The following is a 16,362-nucleotide window of genomic DNA, read 5'->3' on the forward strand; positions in this document are numbered from 1 at the left end:
ACGTTTGACCCGGTCGCAGGTTCGGGCCATGTAAAGCCCATGGCAAAATCCCCTTCCTTTTCCTGCTCCGCCTGCGGCAATGTCACGACCAAATGGGCCGGACGGTGCGAGTCCTGTGGCGAGTGGAATACGATCTCTCAGGACGCAGGCATCTCCAAGGGCCCTGCGAAATCCCTTGGCGGCAAACGCGGTGCAGCGATAGAACTCACCGACCTGTCCACCGAAGAGGCACCGCCGCCGCGTACGAACTCAGGCATCACCGAACTGGACCGGGTACTTGGTGGCGGGCTTGTCGCCGCTTCGGCCATTCTGGTCGGGGGTGACCCGGGCATCGGCAAATCAACACTGCTGCTTCAGGCCGCAGCACAGTTTGCCCGCAGCGGGCTGAAAACCATTTACGTCTCCGGCGAGGAGGCCTCGGCCCAGGTCCGTATGCGTGCAAGGCGCCTCGGTCTTGCCGACGCGCCGGTGAAACTCGCAGCTGAAACCAGCCTTCGCGATATCCTGACCACGCTGGAGAGCGAAAAACCGCAGCTTGCGATTATCGATTCCATCCAGACCATGTGGGCCGACAATGTCGAAAGCGCCCCGGGCTCTGTGAGCCAGGTCCGCGCGGCTGCCCATGAGCTCACCACTTTTGCCAAACGCCGCGGGCTCAGCGTTGTTCTGGTCGGCCATGTTACAAAAGAGGGACAGATCGCAGGCCCCCGCGTGGTCGAGCATATGGTCGATACGGTGCTCTATTTCGAAGGTGAGCGCGGGCATCAGTTCCGTATCCTGCGCGCCGTGAAAAACCGCTTTGGCCCTGCCGATGAGATCGGCGTCTTTGAGATGACCGGCACCGGTCTGGCGGAGGTCGGCAACCCCTCGGCACTCTTCCTCAGCGAGCGCGGCACGCCGAGCCCGGGATCTGTGGTATTTGCCGGCGTCGAAGGAACGCGCCCGGTTCTTGTTGAATTTCAGGCCCTTGTCGCTCCATCACCGCATTCTCAGGCCCGCCGCACGGTTGTCGGCTGGGACGGCGGGCGGCTCGCGATGATATTAGCGGTGCTTGAGGCGCGATGCGGCATCCCCTTTGCGGGCCTAGACGTTTATCTCAATGTGGCCGGAGGTCTCAAGGTCTCGGAACCGGCCGCCGACCTCGCCGTTGCCGCCGCTCTTCTCAGTGCGCGCGAGGATGCCGCTCTGCCAGCGGATACCGTGGTTTTTGGCGAAATCAGCCTCTCGGGCGCATTGCGACCCGCAACACAGACCGAATTACGCCTTAAAGAGGCCCAGAAACTGGGGTTCAGTCGCGCCATCGCTGCAACAGGTGGCAAATCAGTTGGTGTGAATGGCATTGCCTTGAACACCATGTCTGATCTAACAGGTTTTGTAGGCGAGATATTCGGCGCAGGCTGAACGGGCAAATGAAAGGCTGTTAAGGCTATGGAAGGTTTCACGATTATTGATGGCGCTGTGGCGCTGGTCATCGTCGTTTCGGCGCTGCTGGCCTATGGGCGCGGTCTCGTGCGCGAACTGATGGCAATCGTCGGCTGGATCGCGGCGGCAATTCTCGGCTTCATGTTTGCGCCACAGGTCGAACCGCTGGTCCGCGAACTGCCTGTCGTGGGTGAGTTTCTCGCCGACAGCTGCGAATTATCGGTCATTGGCGCGTTCGCTGCGGTATTTGCCGTCGCCCTGATCGTCGTATCGCTTTTTACACCGCTGTTTTCATCCGTCATACAACGCTCTGCAATCGGCGGCGTGGATCAGGGACTTGGTTTTCTTTTCGGCGTGATCCGGGGCGTGCTGCTGGTTGCAGTGGCGTTCTTTGTTTATGAAACCGTGGTCACGGGCGAGACATATTCGGTCGTGGACGAAAGCCGCTCTGCGGTGGTCTTTGCCCAGATGGCCGATCAGATCGAGAACTCCGAGCCGGAACAGGCGCTTGGCTGGATCACGCAGCAATACGAAAGCCTGGTTGGCGCCTGCGGCTCCTGACAGGCAACAACCGCCGCTCCGGCGCCCGCAACACATCTCTCTGCCCGTCCCTGCTGCGCCGTCATGCGGCCATTGCCCGTAACGGCGCGCCGGTCTGCACTGAACCGGCGTGTCATATCTGCTGAAAACAGGTGCGACGCGACGACATTCGGGCACCGCTTTGCGATACTTTCGTGACACCCCTGCCCGGACGACCTACATAGGGGCGAAGCGCAACGGATTCGGAGCTGCCCCTTGTCCAGGATCATGCCCCCCGCCCATCCTTTCGACACGTCTTATCTGCGGGATATGGACGACGGCGACAAACTTAAAGAGGAGTGCGGTATCTTCGGCGTCATCGGCGTTGACGAGGCTGCAAATTTTGTGGCGCTCGGCCTGCATGCTCTCCAGCATCGCGGTCAGGAAGCCGGCGGTATCGTCAGCCACCACCCCGAACACGGGTTTCAGTCTGCCCGGCGTTTTGGCTATGTGCGCGACAATTTCACCAGTCAGTCGGTCATGGAAACGCTTCAGGGACCGCTGGCCATCGGCCACGTGCGCTATTCCACGACCGGCTCAAAAGGCCAGACGGCGATCCGTGATGTGCAGCCGTTTTTCGGCGAGTTTGCCATGGGCGGCGCCGCAATCGCGCATAACGGCAATATCACAAATGCCAACGCGTTGCGCCGCGAACTCATCGAACGCGGCTCGATTTTCCAGAGCTCGTCGGACAGCGAATGCATCATACATCTGATGGCGCGTTCGCTGCAGCGTACCATCCCCGAACGTATGGAAGACGCGCTGCGCCGGGTCGAAGGAGCCTTTTCCATCGTCGCCATGACACGCACTAAACTCATCGGCGTGCGCGACCCGCTGGGCGTGCGCCCGCTGGTTCTGGGCCAGGTCGGCGACGGCTGGGTACTGAGCTCCGAAACCTGTGCGCTGGATATCATCGGCGCGACCTTCATTCGCGAAATCGCCCCCGGCGAGATGGTTGTAATCACTGACAAAGGGGTGGAGTCTCACTTCCCGTTCCGCCCGCGTAAACCCCGTTTCTGTATTTTTGAACACGTCTATTTCTCGCGCCCCGACAGCATTCTTGGCGGGCGTTCAGTTTATGAAACCCGCGAAGCCATCGGGCGTGAACTTGCCGCCGAGGCGCCGGTAGATGCAGATCTGGTCTGCCCCGTGCCGGATTCAGGCACGCCGGCAGCCATCGGCTACAGCCTCGCATCCGGCATCCCATATGCGATGGGCATCATCCGCAACCAGTACATGGGCCGCACCTTCATCGAGCCCACCGAACAGATCCGGAATATGGGCGTGCGCCTCAAACTCAACGTCAATCGCGCGCTGATCGAAGGTAAACGAGTGATCCTCGTGGACGACTCGGTGGTACGCGGCACCACCAGCCGCAAGATCAAAGAGATGATTCTTGATGCGGGGGCGGCCGAGGTGCATTTCCGGATTGCCTCCCCGCCCACGGCCTGGCCCTGTTTTTACGGCGTCGACACGCCACAGCGCGAAAAACTGCTGGCCGCAACCATGTCCGAAGAAGAAATGCGCGATCATCTGCAGGTGGACAGCCTGCGGTTTATCTCGCTCGACGGCCTTTACCGGGCGGTCGGCGAAGCGCAGGGCCGCAATGACAAACAACCGCAGTATTGCGACGCCTGTTTCTCCGGCGAATATCCCGTGGAACCCTCCGACCAGATCGAGAGTGGTTTTGAAATGAAACCTGCCGCCGAATAACATACGATGCGGTGCAATGTTCAGCACCGACGCATTGCGCCCGACCCTGCTGATCTGCAACCCGCACTTCCGGCCCATCTTCTGCCCCGAAAGACCCCACGTGACAAAAACCGCTCTCATCACCGGCGCCTCCCGCGGGCTTGGCGCCGCCCTTGCCGAAGCACTGGCCGGCACCCACCACATCATCGCCGTGGCCAGAACCACCGGCGCGCTGGAAGAGCTGGACGACCGCATTCAGTCAAAAGGCGGTAGCGCCACGCTGGCGCCGATGGATATCACGAACGCCGACGCAATGGCCACGCTCTGCCGTGGGATCTTTGACCGCTGGGGCAGTCTCGATCTGTGGCTTCATACGGCCGTGCATGCCGCCCCGCTGGCACCCGCAGATCATGTGGACAGCAAGGATCTTGCAAAGTCGGTCAACGGCAACATCACCGCAACTGCCATGCTGATTACCTGCGTGGCCCCCCTGCTCGGACAGGCCGGCACGGCCGTTTTCTTTGATGACCCGCGCGGCGGCGAGAAGTTTTTCGGAAGCTATGGCGCCAGCAAGGCGGCGCAGATCGCTCTTGCGCGCAGCTGGCAGGCCGAAACCGCGAGGATCGGGCCGCATGTGCAAATCCTGACACCCGCACCGATGCCTACGGCCACCCGCGCACGTTTTCACCCGGGAGAGGACCGCAGCGCCCTGAGCGACCCGAAGACTGAAGCCACCCGCCTGCTCGCCCTTATGGGCGAGGCTGCAGGCCAAGCGCAGGGCGGGGTTCCTTCCGGCTGAAAATCAGCACCTGCGCGCCCTCCGGGCCTGGTCCGTTAATCGGGCGATGCCGCAACAGGTGTGATAAATACCGCGCTCACCTGGCGGCCCTGCTTGCCGCCCCCGGCACCCTCGCCTATCAAGTGCCAAAAGGGAGCCTCATGCGCATTCTCATTACCAATGACGACGGGATAAACGCCCCGGGTCTGAAGATCCTGTCACAGATCGCGGCAGAGATTGCAGGCCCGGACGGCGAGGTCTGGACTGTGGCACCGGCGTTCGAGCAATCCGGTGTCGCCCACTGCATCAGTTATACCCATCCGATGATGATCGCGGAGATGGGCCCGCTCAGCTTTGCCGCCGAAGGCTCACCCGCCGATTGCGTACTGGCCGGTCTGCACGATGTGATGAAAGATACCCCCCCCGATCTGGTGCTCTCAGGCGTGAACCGGGGCAACAATTCTGCGGAAAACACGCTTTATTCCGGGACAATCGGCGGTGCGATGGAAGCGGCGCTCCAGGGGCTGCCGGCGATCGCCCTGTCGCAGTATTACGGACCCGCCAACAATAAGACAGACAACCCTTTCGAGGCGGCCGCGAGCCATGGTGCCGAAGTCGTCCGCCGGATCCTCGCGCAGACCCCGGATGAAACCGGCGGCTACCGGCTTTTTTATAACGTGAACTTCCCACCCGTGCCCGCCGCCGATGTTAAAGGTATCCGCCTCTCCGTTCAGGGCATGCGCGAGGGCACCGTGTTTTCAACCGAGCCGCACCTGTCGCCTTCTGGCCGGCGGTTTCTGTGGATCCGCGGCGGCAATCAGCAGATCTCGACCGCCCCCGGCTCTGATGCAGCCGATAACCTTGACGGCTACGTGTCCGTGACGCCGATGCGGGCAGATCTTACAGCGCATGACGTCATGGAGGATCTGAAAGGCATCGCCACGTGACCGATGAAGCCATGCGCAAAATGCAGTTTCTTTATGCACTGCGCTCCAAGGGTGTGACCGACAAACGCGTGCTTCAGGCGATGGAAACGATCGACCGGGGTCCGTTTATCCGCGGTATATTTTCAGCCCGTGCCTATGAAGATATGCCGCTGCCCATCGCATGCGGCCAGACCATCAGCCAGCCTTCAGTCGTGGGTCTGATGACCCAGGCGCTTAAGGTCAGTCCGCGCGATAAGGTGCTTGAGGTCGGTACCGGCTCCGGCTACCAGGCCGCAGTCCTCAGCCGGCTGGCACGCCGCGTCTATACCGTGGATCGCCACAGCCGTCTGGTGCGCGAAGCACGTGTGCTTTTCGATGAAATGAACCTGACCAATATCACTGCCATCACTGCAGACGGCAGCTTTGGCCTGCCCGACCAGGCGCCCTTTGACCGTATTCTCGTTACCGCCGCCGCCGAAGACCCCCCCGGTACCCTGATGGATCAGCTTAAACCGGGCGGTATCATGGTTGTGCCAGTGGGTCAGTCGGACGCCGTGCAGCACCTGATTGTGGTGAAAAAGACGGAAACCGGCGTTGAGTATGACGAGTTGCGCGAGGTTCGCTTTGTTCCGCTGCTCGAAGGCTTGGGCAAGGACACATAAGCTGCTATAAGGGCACCAGAACAGCCGGGCTAACCGGCAGGTGCCTGAACGGCCACTTTGAGGACAAGCAGATGACCCGACCGATACCGCGCCGCCGGGCGCGCCTTGCGATCACAGCCACCACCGCTCTTGTGCTGCTCACAGCCTGCGACCAGATCGATTATGACATGCGGGGCGGGCTCGGCCAGACCAGCACCGCAGAAGCCGCCGCCGACGTGCAGACTGCTTCACGCCCGGCCCCCGATGCGCGTGGTGTGATCTCCTACCCCAACTATCAGGTTGCCGTGGCGTCCCGCGATGACACGATCAACGATATCGCCAGCCGGTTGGGCGTCGATGCCTCGCAACTTGCGAGCTATAACGGCATCTCACGCGATGTGCCCCTGCGACAGGGTGAGGTGATCGCCCTGCCGACCCGTGTGGCTGTGCTGTCCTCTTCTCCGGGCACCGCGGGTGCAACTCAGGCCGGTGCCGTGGATATCGGCACACTTGCGGGTGACGCGATCAACCGTGCACCGGCGGGCAATGCTGGTTCGGGTGGCGTGCAGACGGCCGCACTGCCTCCTGCTTCGGGGACGGCCGCAACACCCGTCCCATCCGGCAAAGAGCCTGTCCGCCACAAAGTCGAGCGCGGAGAGACCGCTTTCACAATCTCGCGCCTTTACCAGGTGCCGGTAAAATCGCTGGCCGAGTGGAACGGGCTCGGGCCTGATTTCGCAATCCGCGAAGGTCAGTACCTGCTGATCCCGGTCGCGCGCCAGGCACCACCGGCAAGTGCTGCCGCCGCCGTCACCCGCCCCGGCGAGGGCTCCCCCACACCAACACCGCCGAGTGCCGCCAAACCATTGCCGCCTGCAGCTTCAGCGGCACCTGTAGCCGCCGCCCCCAAAGTGGACGTGGGCGAGCAGACAATCAGCACGGATGAAGCGCGTATGCTCTTTCCCGTCAAAGGCACGATCATTCGCGGATTCTCCAAAGACAAAAACCCCGGCATCAATATCCAGGCCGCCCCCGGCACCGCCGTGAAAGCCGCAGAAGGCGGGGTCGTCGGCTCCATTCTCGTGGACACCGACGGCGTGCCGATCATCGTGCTGCGCCACGAACCACAGCTGCTGACCGCCTATGTCAACGTCGTTGATTACACGGTGAAAAAAGGCGACCGCGTCACCCGGGGACAGACCATCGGCAAACTGAGTGATGACGAAAATGCCTATCTGCATTTCGAAGTCATTGAAGGTGGTCTGGAGCGCGTGGATCCGATGCTCTATCTGAAATAGACCGGCTCCCGGCAACAGGGTTTCAACCTGTGGTCGCGAAAGCTCCCGGAATTCCCTGAAATTGCCCTGGACAGGTCACTTTTCTCCTGTCCGCCGCCATCGCCCTGCCCTGTTTCCGCTTCAGAAACAGTCACAGAGAACTTCTGCGATTGGGCGGTGCCATGCCGGCGTTTTACAAATACAACTTTGCCATACTGGGGACGCAGTCCACCGATGGCAGCGGCGCGCCCATTGACTACGACAGTGTGCCCACGGGCTCCTGGTCTTATGGCGGCACGACCACGATGTTCGTTGTGGAAGAGCGCAATCAGTCCAATGCCGAATTCGAGGGCGACAAGCGCGACGAAGAGATCGCCCAGAATAACCGGCTCGGAAAAGGTCAGTCTCAGAGCGTCGAAATCAACGGATCAGATCAGCAGCTGATCTGGGATTACACCTTCACGGTCAGTGACGGAACAAACACATGGCGCATCGGTGTCATCGATGTGGATCTCAACAACGACAATGATCTCCAGGATGCAGGCGAAGACGGGTATTTCCTGGTTTTCCCTGACGGGATGCCCCCGGCCAACACGAGCCTGAGCGTCGGTGGTGTGGTCGAGGATGATGTCTCCACCCCGCATCTTGATCTTGGGGCCACACTCGTATGTTTTGCCGCCGGCACCCTCGTTGACACATACAGCGGACCGCGCCCGGTTGAGAGCCTTGCCGCCGGCGATCTGGTCATGACGCGTGATGCCGGTCTTCAGCCGCTGGTCTGGACAGGTGCGACGACTGTGCCCGCACTTGCTGACGCGGCCCCCGTCGTCATCTCCGCCGGCGTTCTCGACAATGAAACCGACCTTGTGGTCTCTGCGCAGCACGCGCTTCTCGTCGAAGACTGGCGTGCAGAGCTGCTCTATGGCGAGACCGGCGTGCTGGTACGTGCCATTGATCTGCTTGGCCATGACGGCGTTTACCGCCGCCCCGGAGGGATCGTTACCTATTGCCACATCCTTTTTGACGCCCATCAGCTGGTGCGCACCGCAGGCCAGTGGTCCGAAAGTCTTTATCCCGGCGATATGACCCGCCAGATGGTCAACCCGGTGGCACGCGCCGAGATCGAAACCCTGTTCCCCGACCTGAAAGGATACGGTCCCAAAGCCGCGCGCTGTCTGCGCCGGTTCGAGGCCGGATGTCTGCCCCTATGAAACCTCAAAGCTCCATCCCCCGGACCTCAGTTTCTGCTTATTTTTCGCTGGGAAGTGAAGAAAACGGTGTGTGCACGAAATTGCTTCTGCTGCTGCAGACCCGCAACTTTCCCGAAGATCACAGCGCACAGATCATCCCGTTCCCGGGTCGCGTCAGCTGCTGATTTTCACGCCCTGACGTCCGGCAAGATCGGTGAAGTACTGCCAGGCCACGCGTCCCGATCGTGCGCCGCGGGTCGCCTGCCACTCAATGGCTTCGGCATGCAGGGTCGCGTCATCGATATCGACATCCCAGGCGTCGCAATAGCCCCGGATCATCGCCAGATACTGTTCCTGATCACAAGAGTGGAAGCCGAGCCAGAGGCCAAACCTGTCTGACAAAGAAACTTTTTCTTCCACAGCCTCTGACGGGTTAATCGCACTGCCCCGTTCATTCTCAATCATATCCCGCGGCATAAGATGGCGGCGGTTAGACGTGGCATAGAGAACCACGTTATCGGGGCGCCCCTCGATACCCCCGTCCAGAACAGCCTTGAGGCTTTTGTAATGCGCATCATCATGGCCGAAACTCAGGTCGTCGCAGAACAGCACAAACCGGTAGGGCGCATTACGCAGCAGGCTCAGCAAGCGCCCCACAGAGGGCAGGTCCTCGCGGTGCAGTTCCACAATGCGCAGATCTTTATGTTCCGCATGAACCGTGCCGTGTATTGCTTTAACAAGACTTGATTTTCCCATCCCACGCGCACCCCACAAGAGGGCGTTGTTTGCCGGCAATCCACGGGCAAAGCGGCGTGTGTTACCGAGCAGCGTATCGCGCGACCGGTCGACACCAACGAGCAGGTCAATATCGATGCGGGACACCTGCGCCACCGGCTCAAGCCGGTCAGGACCAACATGCCAGACAAAAGCGGACGCTGATGAGAAGTCAGGGGCTGCAAGAGGTGCCGGCGCCATCCGCTCCAGCGCGGCGGCGATCCGGTCCATCGGATCATCAATCACGTCAGATCATCCTCGTCGTCGTAATACCCTTCTGCGCGAAGTTTGGCCTCGCGCTTGGTTTCCACCCGGCGCACGAGGAAAATCGATACCTCATAAAGCCCGTAAACCACCACAAACAGGATCACCTGAGTAATAACGTCTGGCGGGGTCACAAGAGCGGCAAGCACCAGAATGGCAACCACGGCATATTTGCGCACGTTTCCAAGACCTTCGGCACTCACAAGTCCCGCCTTGCCCATCAGTGTCAGCAGAACCGGAAGCTGAAAGCACATGCCGAATGCGACGATGAATTTGATCGTGAGGTTCAGGTATTCCTGAGCGGAGCCCTGAAAGACAACGCTCAGACCCGGATTGGTGGCAGGGTCTCCCGGCAGCGCCTCGCCTTCGGCTCCGAACTGCTGGAACCCCAGAAAGAAGTCATAGGCCAGCGGTGTCACAACATAAAACGCAAAGGATGCGCCAAGCAGGAACATTACCGGCGAGGAGATCAGAAAGGGCAGAAAGGCGCCCTTTTCGTTGCGGTAGAGCCCTGGCGCCACGAAACGCCACATCTGATGCGCGATCACCGGAAAAGAGAGCATCAGCCCGCCCAGAAGTGATACTTTAATTGCAACGAAGAAGCCCTCCTGAGGACTGATAAAAATCAGATCGCAGTCCTGCCCGCGCTGAGCCAGCACCGTGCAAAGCGGATCGGTCAGAAAGTTGAAGATCGGCGTGGCGACAGTAAAGCAGATGATCATGCCCACCAGAAAAGCAATAACCGACCGGATCAGCCGCGTGCGTAGTTCCGCCAGGTGTTCGATCAGCGGGGCGGCGCTGTCTTCAAGGTCATCCGATGCGCTCATGTTTCGCTCTTCTGCTCCGGTGCCGCAGCGGCTTCAAGTTCGGCGGCTTTAGCCTGCGCCTCTTCGGCTTCGCGCACTTTGCGGTCTGCGGCGGCGCGCGCGGTGGCCGCCTGTATCTTTTTGGTCTGCTCTGCGCGTTCCGCTGCCAGTTTGCCGGTCTCGCTGTCCGGGTCAAAACTGCCCAGATCGCTTGCGGCCTTTTTGACCCCGTCCATCGCAGAATTTACGGGGTTGGTCGCCGCGCGCAGTCCTTTGGAGATGTCCTTCACGCCCGCATCATCTGCGGCGTCATTCATTGCCCGGCTGAATTCGCGCGCCATTCCCTTGGCCTTGCCGACAAACTGTCCGAGGGTGCGGAACATGACCGGCAGGTCCTTGGGACCGATAACGATAAGCGCGACGATGCCGATAACCAGCATCTCCGTCCAGCCAAGATCGAACATGACGTCAGACCTTGTCTTTTTCGGTCTTCAGATCGGTGGCCGGGTGGGTGCCTGCATCTGTGCGCTGGGGCGTAATGTCTTTGGCGTCTTCCTCAGAGGCGTTTCTGATCTCGTCCTGGCCCTCGTTGATGCCTTTTTTAAAGGATGTGATGCCTTTGCCCACTTCCCCCATCAGGCTCGAGATTTTGCCGCGTCCGAAAAGGACCAGCACGACAACAGCGATCAGCAGCAGGCCGGGAAGGCCGATATTGTTCAACATGAGTAATCTCCAGAATGGTCTGTGTCCGCGCGCCGCGGACCTGTCGGGGATGTGTGTACGCAATGGTGCGCGGCGGATGAAGCCTCAAAACCTCGCCGCGGGCCGAAAACCGGGTGACAAGGTGCAGATTTTAGGGCTCGCAAAACTCAACTGACAGGTTTATGTCAGTTGTACTTCGTCTGAAGCGCGTCAGACGCAACCGAAAGGACTGAAGTTGCGCGGTTTAAAACCAAGGCACATCGTTTTTCCATGCGCAGGCGCTGACACCGCGCGGGGAGCAAGCGACACCCCTGTCGCGGAAAGCATGACCGTCCCGCACAACTCAGATGCCGGCACCGAGGCTTTCGTCGCAGCGGCAAACAAACTGGCCCCGCTGATGCAGAAAAAAGGCGACGCTCCGGTACGAACTCTGAGTGTCTGGGAGACCGGCCTCCGGACCGGTCCTGTAATCCGGACCTCAGTGCAGATTACCGGCGCCGCAAGGATCACGCAGGGGCCGGCAGCCGCCCCCTTTGCCCAGCAGATCGACGGCGATACAGTGGTGATGCGCCACGCGCCCGCGCGGCGCACCCTGAGAATGGCGTAACATGTCCCGCACGGACCGCCTCTTCGACATCATCGGGATCCTGCGCGACGGTAAACTGCACCGCGCGCAGGACATCGCCGGTCGTCTCGGAGTTTCCGTCCGGACCATCTACCGCGATATGGACACGCTGACGGCCTCCGGCGTGCCGGTCGAGGGCGAACGTGGTGTGGGCTATATGATCACCGCCGCCATCACTCTTCCGCCCCTGAACCTGACGGCAGCCGAACTTGAAGCGCTGAACCTCGGTATGGCGATTGTCGGCGAAGCGGCTGATCCTGATCTGAAGGCCGCTGCGCTGAGCCTTGCCGATAAAGTGGATGCCGTGCTGCCCGCACAGGTAATCTCTCAGGCGGATGCCTGGAAGTTCGCGGTTTATCCCTTTGCAGACGCGGCGCGTGGCTTTGCCCATATGCCGACGCTGCGGGCGGCCATCCGGGCCCGGCAAAAGCTGCGCCTGACGTATACGTCCAGAGACAGCGTGGTGAGCACGCGTGTCGTGCGCCCGTTGCATATGGAATACTGGGGCCGGGTCTGGACCCTGACCGCCTGGTGCGAACTGCGCCAGGGTCACCGGGTGTTTCGTGTCGATCTCATTCAGACAGCCGAAGCGCTGCCCGAGCTGTTTGTGGATGAGCCGGGCAAAACGCTGGACGATTATGTGCCCTGAGACGGCTGGTGCCGGGAAAAATCCGTGCCTGCAGACCCGGACGCTGGCAGAAACACCGGGTCAGGCAATATCGATGCGATAACCGATGCGCGGGAAGTGCACACAGACGCGCCCGACATCCGGCTCCTCGCGAAGCACTGTAATCGTATCTGCGTTCGCCGTAACAACGGTGCCGGCCACCCCCTGCTCACCCCCGTCCACATCCGGGTGCACCACGACCTGCATGCCCTCGCGAAGCCCCTGCGGATCGTGTGGTGCAACGCCGGTGCCTTCGAGAGGGTCGGCGGCGGCGGCGATGTCGATGGCTTCCTGTGGTGTCATTGGGCTGACGGTCCCGTGCCCGATCGCCGCGACATTACGCTCCCAGCGCTCAAGATGCGGAAACTCCGACAGGAACGCCGCCCCCTGATCCCATCGGCCGCGGATAAACCAGATCACGTGATAGATCTGCGCATCCACAGCGCCGACGGCCTCACCGAGCATATATGCGCGTCCGTCGCTGAGTTGTTCGTTAAACCAGCCGAGCGGCCCGCGCATCTGAGAGGCAAGATGCGGTAATGCTGCATTCGCGGCTTTGAGACCCGCCGCCCAGTCCGGCCCGAGATAGAGCCGGCCCCGGTCAGCCGCAAAATCCTGCGGCAGGTTATCCCCGGCAGATCCGAGAACGATTTTCACCGCGAGGTCAAAAAACGCGCCATCGGTCCAGCGGCTGAGCCCCCACATCAGACCGGCCTGCGCGGTCGGGAAAAATGAGGGTTCCGGAAAGCGGCGGTCAAGTTCGCGGATAATGCACTGGCTGTCACAGTAGATGTCGGCACCAATCTGCATAACCGGCGTGCGGCGGTATCCCCCCGAGAGCTTGGTGAGATCAGGCTTGGGCGCGAGACGCGGAATTTCCACATCGCGCCAACTGCACCCTTTGATCCCGAGCGCAATCCGCGCCTTTTCGGCCACGGGCGACTGCGGGTAATTATGCAGAATAATCTCAGGGGCGCTTGCGCTCATTGTCCGGGGTCCTTTTTCAACGGGGCACGGTATGAGCGCGATCCTGCACTCATAAAGGATCAGGCATGAAACGGGCGCGGCGATCTCTCAGCCACGCCCGTTTCCGGTTCTGTCAGAACAGCAGCATTGTAACGTAAGGTCGACGCATCCGCGCCCGCGTTCCTGTCACTGCCGCGTCCGGCTCAGCAGCCTGCGACGTTCTGGCCTGCTGCGGCACCTGCGGCAGCACCTGCGGCAGTTGCGATCGTCTGGCCTGTGCCACCACCAATCTGGTTGCCGATCACGCCGCCCGCGATTGCACCGCCGATAGCACCCGTAGCACAGTTCCGTGAGCGTTGCTGCTCAGCGGTCACGGGTGCACAGGCCTGAAGCACACCGATCAGAGCGACCAGGGAAGCTGTTGTCACAATTTTCATAGTTAAGTCCTCATTTCATAGTGGCGGGCCAGAGCGGCGCCGATCCTGCCTGCAGGTTATTTCATCCGCAGAGCCAAGCACAAGACCCACTTCACAGCCCCGTGACACTGCGAGGAATTACGCCGGTGCGCTTCAGGACTTCAGCGTCCAGCCGGTCTGTCGCGGCAGGAATGCCTCAACGCTGGCCTGGGCCACCACAATCGGGTCATTCCGGTCGGCAGTCTGCACGTTCAGCCCGCCTTTCACGACCCGCACCTCTGCACGTCCGCGCGGCAGCACCGGCAACAGATCATCCGGATTGACCGCATCAGGCTCCTGCACGCCGACAGTCACCTGCACCCGCATTTCAGAATGCGGCAGGTCCAGCACTCCGAAAAGCGGCAGCGATGAGTGGCGAAAAGCATCCTCGATCGCGCGTTTTGCCGCTTTGGTGTAATTCTGGCCGTGCAGATCATTGCCCATGCCCATTTCGATGATCAGACGCTGCTCACTCACCTGCCTTCTCCATATTAAAACCGACGGTCAGGGCGACGTTTGCCATGATCGTGGGATTGCCGTCGCCGTCCGGCCGCGGCGCATCAAGCCCGCCGTGATGCACGCGCACCTGGGCATCGCCATAGGGAAAGGCTGCCATGACCTCGCTCACATCTACCGCTTCGGGCTGCTGCACACCGACATCAACGATGATCTTCATATCGGTTTTTTCAAAGCCGAAGAGTTCAGCCAGATTGATCGAATTGTGCCAGAGCGCGTCTTTGACACCCCGCACCGCGGCCTGGGTATAGTCACCGCGCCGCAGCGAGGTCCCCATACCGAATTCCACAAGTAACCTTTGCATGCGCATCGCTCCTTCAGGCCGCAAAAACAAAACACCGGTCGCGCCGGATCGTCAGCCACATAACCGTGCCCGGTTGCGGCAAAAACACATTCGGCACCGTCGCCCGGAGCACAGAACCGTCGTAGTCCATCACGAATTCCACGAGGCTTTCATTGCCCATAAACCGCGCCCGTTGCACGATGGCGCGCGCGGCCGTGCCGTCACTGGCGGTGGGCTTCGGTCCCTGCCCGCCCCGATCGAAATCGATCCGTACGTGCTGCGGGCGAAACACAATGTTGACCGCCGTGCCATCCGGCACACCCGGGGCCAGAAACCGGCCAAAGGGGGTATGCGCCAGTGCGCCCGACACCTCGGCACGCAGCACGTTGGCATCCGAGAAAAATGCCACCGCGGCACGGTCCACCGGGCGGGTATAAACATTGTAGGGCGCGCCCTGCTGCACGATTTTGCCGTCGCGCATCAGTGCGATTTCGTCGGCCATGCGCATCGCTTCCTCAGGCTCATGCGTGACCAGAAGAACCGCCGTGTCCTGCTCTTTGAGAATCGTCAGCGTTTCGTCCCGGATGCCGTCACGCAACCGGTTGTCCAGCCCTGAGAACGGCTCGTCCATAAGCATGATTCGCGGACGCGGTGCCAGAGCACGCGCCAGCGCCACGCGCTGCTGTTCACCGCCCGAAAGCTGGTGGGGATAGCCGTCGATAAACCGCAGAAGATCAACCCGCTGCAGCAGTTCTTCGACGCGCGCGCGTTTTTCCGCACGGGTACCCTTTTTAAGTCCGAAAGACACATTGTCCGCGACACTGAGGTGCGGAAAGAGTGCAAAGTCCTGAAACATCAAACCGATCTCGCGCCGCTCGGGCGGCACCCGGAAGACCGTGTCACAGATCAGATTGCCATCGACCCAGATCTCGCCGCTGTCCTGCATTTCGACACCGGCAATCATGCGCAGCGTCGTGGATTTGCCACAGCCCGACGGGCCCAGCAGGCAGGTGACCTGCCCCGGCATTATCTTCAGGCTCACGTCATCGACCACGGCCCGCCCGTTAAAGGCGCGGCGCAGGTTCCTGATCTCTAGCCTCGGGTTCGGCTGGGACACGTGGGGGCAGGCTCCGGAAATTCCGACAGAAAGGGTCGGGTTGGAGCTATCAGCCCTGCCCGCCGCCCGCAAGTATTGCAAAGATATCCGCCTGACAGGTGCCCGGATGTGGCGCCCGCACCGGTGTCCGGCCCGGTCCTGGGCCCGCCTTGCGCAAAGATGCGCCGCTGTCCCGCGGTTGGGCACGCTGGCGCCCGGGGTCCCACAACGCCGCCAGCAGCTCGCGCAAAAGCTATTCCGTCAGGTCAAAGAACGCCTCAGCACGGTCCACCCCGTTCACCTGCAGCACGATCGCATGTCGCCCGGGATACAGCGTAAAGGTCGTCGCATTCCCCTTCATTGCATGGGATTTTGATGCAGTGAAAGGTTGCCCGGGACGCGCAGTTCCCTGTCTGAGCTTGAACACCTTCTGCGACGCTCTGCCCGAGGGCCGATGAAAGCTGATCCGGTAATCCACCAGAACCGGCATTTCATCCGTTACCGCGATCTCGCAGGAAAACGCCAGAGCGTCGCCGATGGGGACGGTGGCCGCGTCGAGGGAAAGTGTCACAGCCGCCGGGGCCTCCTGCCGGTACCCAAGCGCCAGCAACGCACCGGGATGGCCTGACTTCACTGCGGTGCGCAGCGCATGGCGGGTCATCCAGGCCAGCTCTCGGGGGTCCTGATCTGCGGCTTCTGCCCA

General features: G+C 61.2%; 19 protein-coding genes and 1 pseudogene. 10 read left to right on the forward strand and 10 right to left on the reverse strand.

Features of this window, described 5'->3' with window-relative positions; all coding sequences use genetic code 11:
- The first annotated feature begins 39 nt into the window (after window positions 1-39).
- The 8 genes from radA (at window position 40) to Q0M35_RS03010 (ending at window position 8,526) form a co-directional block, all read left to right on the forward strand.
- A complete protein-coding gene (gene radA / locus Q0M35_RS02975) occupies window positions 40-1,401 on the forward strand; it encodes a DNA repair protein RadA (protein WP_295312029.1) in 1,362 nt (453 codons plus the stop codon).
- Window positions 1,402-1,428: 27 nt separating this feature from the next.
- On the forward strand, window positions 1,429-1,983 hold the full coding sequence (locus tag Q0M35_RS02980) for a CvpA family protein (RefSeq protein WP_295312031.1): 555 nt from the start codon (window positions 1,429-1,431) through the stop codon (window positions 1,981-1,983).
- Between the two features lie 246 nt (window positions 1,984-2,229).
- The gene (gene purF, locus Q0M35_RS02985; protein WP_169640110.1) at window positions 2,230-3,714 is read left to right on the forward strand and encodes an amidophosphoribosyltransferase; all 1,485 of its coding nucleotides are present in this window, start codon (window positions 2,230-2,232) and stop codon (window positions 3,712-3,714) included.
- A gap of 100 nt (window positions 3,715-3,814) precedes the next feature.
- Entirely contained in the window at window positions 3,815-4,492 is a 678-nt protein-coding gene (locus Q0M35_RS02990; protein ID WP_295312033.1) for an SDR family NAD(P)-dependent oxidoreductase, read from the forward strand.
- A gap of 140 nt (window positions 4,493-4,632) precedes the next feature.
- Window positions 4,633-5,418 (forward strand): 5'/3'-nucleotidase SurE, encoded by a 786-nt coding sequence (surE, locus tag Q0M35_RS02995; RefSeq protein ID WP_295312035.1) that lies wholly within the window; start codon window positions 4,633-4,635, stop codon window positions 5,416-5,418.
- Between the two features lie 11 nt (window positions 5,419-5,429).
- Window positions 5,430-6,059, forward strand: coding sequence for a protein-L-isoaspartate(D-aspartate) O-methyltransferase (locus Q0M35_RS03000; protein WP_295312059.1), 630 nt, complete (start codon window positions 5,430-5,432; stop codon window positions 6,057-6,059).
- A 71-nt stretch (window positions 6,060-6,130) separates the two neighbouring features.
- Window positions 6,131-7,336, forward strand: a complete 1,206-nt coding sequence (locus Q0M35_RS03005; RefSeq protein WP_295312037.1) for a LysM peptidoglycan-binding domain-containing protein — start codon at window positions 6,131-6,133, stop codon at window positions 7,334-7,336.
- Between the two features lie 149 nt (window positions 7,337-7,485).
- On the forward strand, window positions 7,486-8,526 hold the full coding sequence (locus Q0M35_RS03010) for a Hint domain-containing protein (protein WP_295312039.1): 1,041 nt from the start codon (window positions 7,486-7,488) through the stop codon (window positions 8,524-8,526).
- A 153-nt stretch (window positions 8,527-8,679) separates the two neighbouring features.
- Here Q0M35_RS03010 and Q0M35_RS03015 read toward each other — a convergent pair whose 3' ends face one another.
- From Q0M35_RS03015 to tatA, 4 genes are read right to left on the reverse strand one after another with little or no spacing between them, the layout of a single operon-like run.
- Window positions 8,680-9,525 (reverse strand): ATP-binding protein, encoded by an 846-nt coding sequence (locus Q0M35_RS03015; protein WP_295312041.1) that lies wholly within the window; start codon window positions 9,523-9,525, stop codon window positions 8,680-8,682.
- The gene (tatC, locus tag Q0M35_RS03020; protein ID WP_295312042.1) at window positions 9,522-10,370 is read right to left on the reverse strand and encodes a twin-arginine translocase subunit TatC; all 849 of its coding nucleotides are present in this window, start codon (window positions 10,368-10,370) and stop codon (window positions 9,522-9,524) included. The genes Q0M35_RS03015 and tatC overlap by 4 nt, the downstream gene beginning before the upstream one ends.
- Window positions 10,367-10,813: a Sec-independent protein translocase protein TatB gene (gene tatB, locus Q0M35_RS03025; protein WP_295312044.1), complete on the reverse strand. Its 447-nt coding sequence runs from the start codon at window positions 10,811-10,813 to the stop codon at window positions 10,367-10,369. The genes tatC and tatB overlap by 4 nt, the downstream gene beginning before the upstream one ends.
- A gap of 4 nt (window positions 10,814-10,817) precedes the next feature.
- Window positions 10,818-11,072: a twin-arginine translocase TatA/TatE family subunit gene (gene tatA / locus Q0M35_RS03030; RefSeq protein WP_295312045.1), complete on the reverse strand. Its 255-nt coding sequence runs from the start codon at window positions 11,070-11,072 to the stop codon at window positions 10,818-10,820.
- Window positions 11,073-11,376: 304 nt separating this feature from the next.
- On the opposite strand from tatA, the gene Q0M35_RS03035 reads away from it, so the two are divergent.
- Both Q0M35_RS03035 and Q0M35_RS03040 read left to right on the forward strand, forming a co-directional pair.
- The gene (locus Q0M35_RS03035; RefSeq protein WP_295312047.1) at window positions 11,377-11,658 is read left to right on the forward strand and encodes a hypothetical protein; all 282 of its coding nucleotides are present in this window, start codon (window positions 11,377-11,379) and stop codon (window positions 11,656-11,658) included.
- Window position 11,659: 1 nt separating this feature from the next.
- Window positions 11,660-12,325, forward strand: a complete 666-nt coding sequence (locus Q0M35_RS03040) for a YafY family protein (protein ID WP_295312049.1) — start codon at window positions 11,660-11,662, stop codon at window positions 12,323-12,325.
- 60 nt (window positions 12,326-12,385) lie between these two features.
- On the opposite strand, the gene Q0M35_RS03045 is transcribed toward Q0M35_RS03040, so the two are convergent.
- The 6 genes and pseudogenes from Q0M35_RS03045 to Q0M35_RS03070 form a co-directional block, all read right to left on the reverse strand.
- Window positions 12,386-13,330, reverse strand: coding sequence for a glutathione S-transferase family protein (locus Q0M35_RS03045; RefSeq protein ID WP_295312050.1), 945 nt, complete (start codon window positions 13,328-13,330; stop codon window positions 12,386-12,388).
- Between the two features lie 182 nt (window positions 13,331-13,512).
- Window positions 13,513-13,746 carry a glycine zipper 2TM domain-containing protein gene (locus tag Q0M35_RS03050; protein WP_295312052.1) on the reverse strand — a complete coding sequence of 78 codons (234 nt, stop codon included), beginning with the start codon at window positions 13,744-13,746 and terminating at the stop codon, window positions 13,513-13,515.
- A gap of 132 nt (window positions 13,747-13,878) precedes the next feature.
- A complete protein-coding gene (locus Q0M35_RS03055) occupies window positions 13,879-14,241 on the reverse strand; it encodes a Lin0512 family protein (RefSeq protein ID WP_295312054.1) in 363 nt (120 codons plus the stop codon).
- Window positions 14,234-14,584: a Lin0512 family protein gene (locus tag Q0M35_RS03060; protein WP_295312056.1), complete on the reverse strand. Its 351-nt coding sequence runs from the start codon at window positions 14,582-14,584 to the stop codon at window positions 14,234-14,236. The genes Q0M35_RS03055 and Q0M35_RS03060 overlap by 8 nt, the downstream gene beginning before the upstream one ends.
- 13 nt (window positions 14,585-14,597) lie before the next feature.
- Window positions 14,598-15,680, reverse strand: coding sequence for an ABC transporter ATP-binding protein (locus tag Q0M35_RS03065; RefSeq protein WP_295312058.1), 1,083 nt, complete (start codon window positions 15,678-15,680; stop codon window positions 14,598-14,600).
- A gap of 232 nt (window positions 15,681-15,912) precedes the next feature.
- Window positions 15,913-16,362, reverse strand: a pseudogene (locus Q0M35_RS03070) (hypothetical protein); the annotation flags it as partial.

Origin of the sequence: Roseobacter sp., from assembly GCF_024639605.1 — a bacterium.
Lineage (GTDB): Bacteria > Pseudomonadota > Alphaproteobacteria > Rhodobacterales > Rhodobacteraceae > Roseobacter.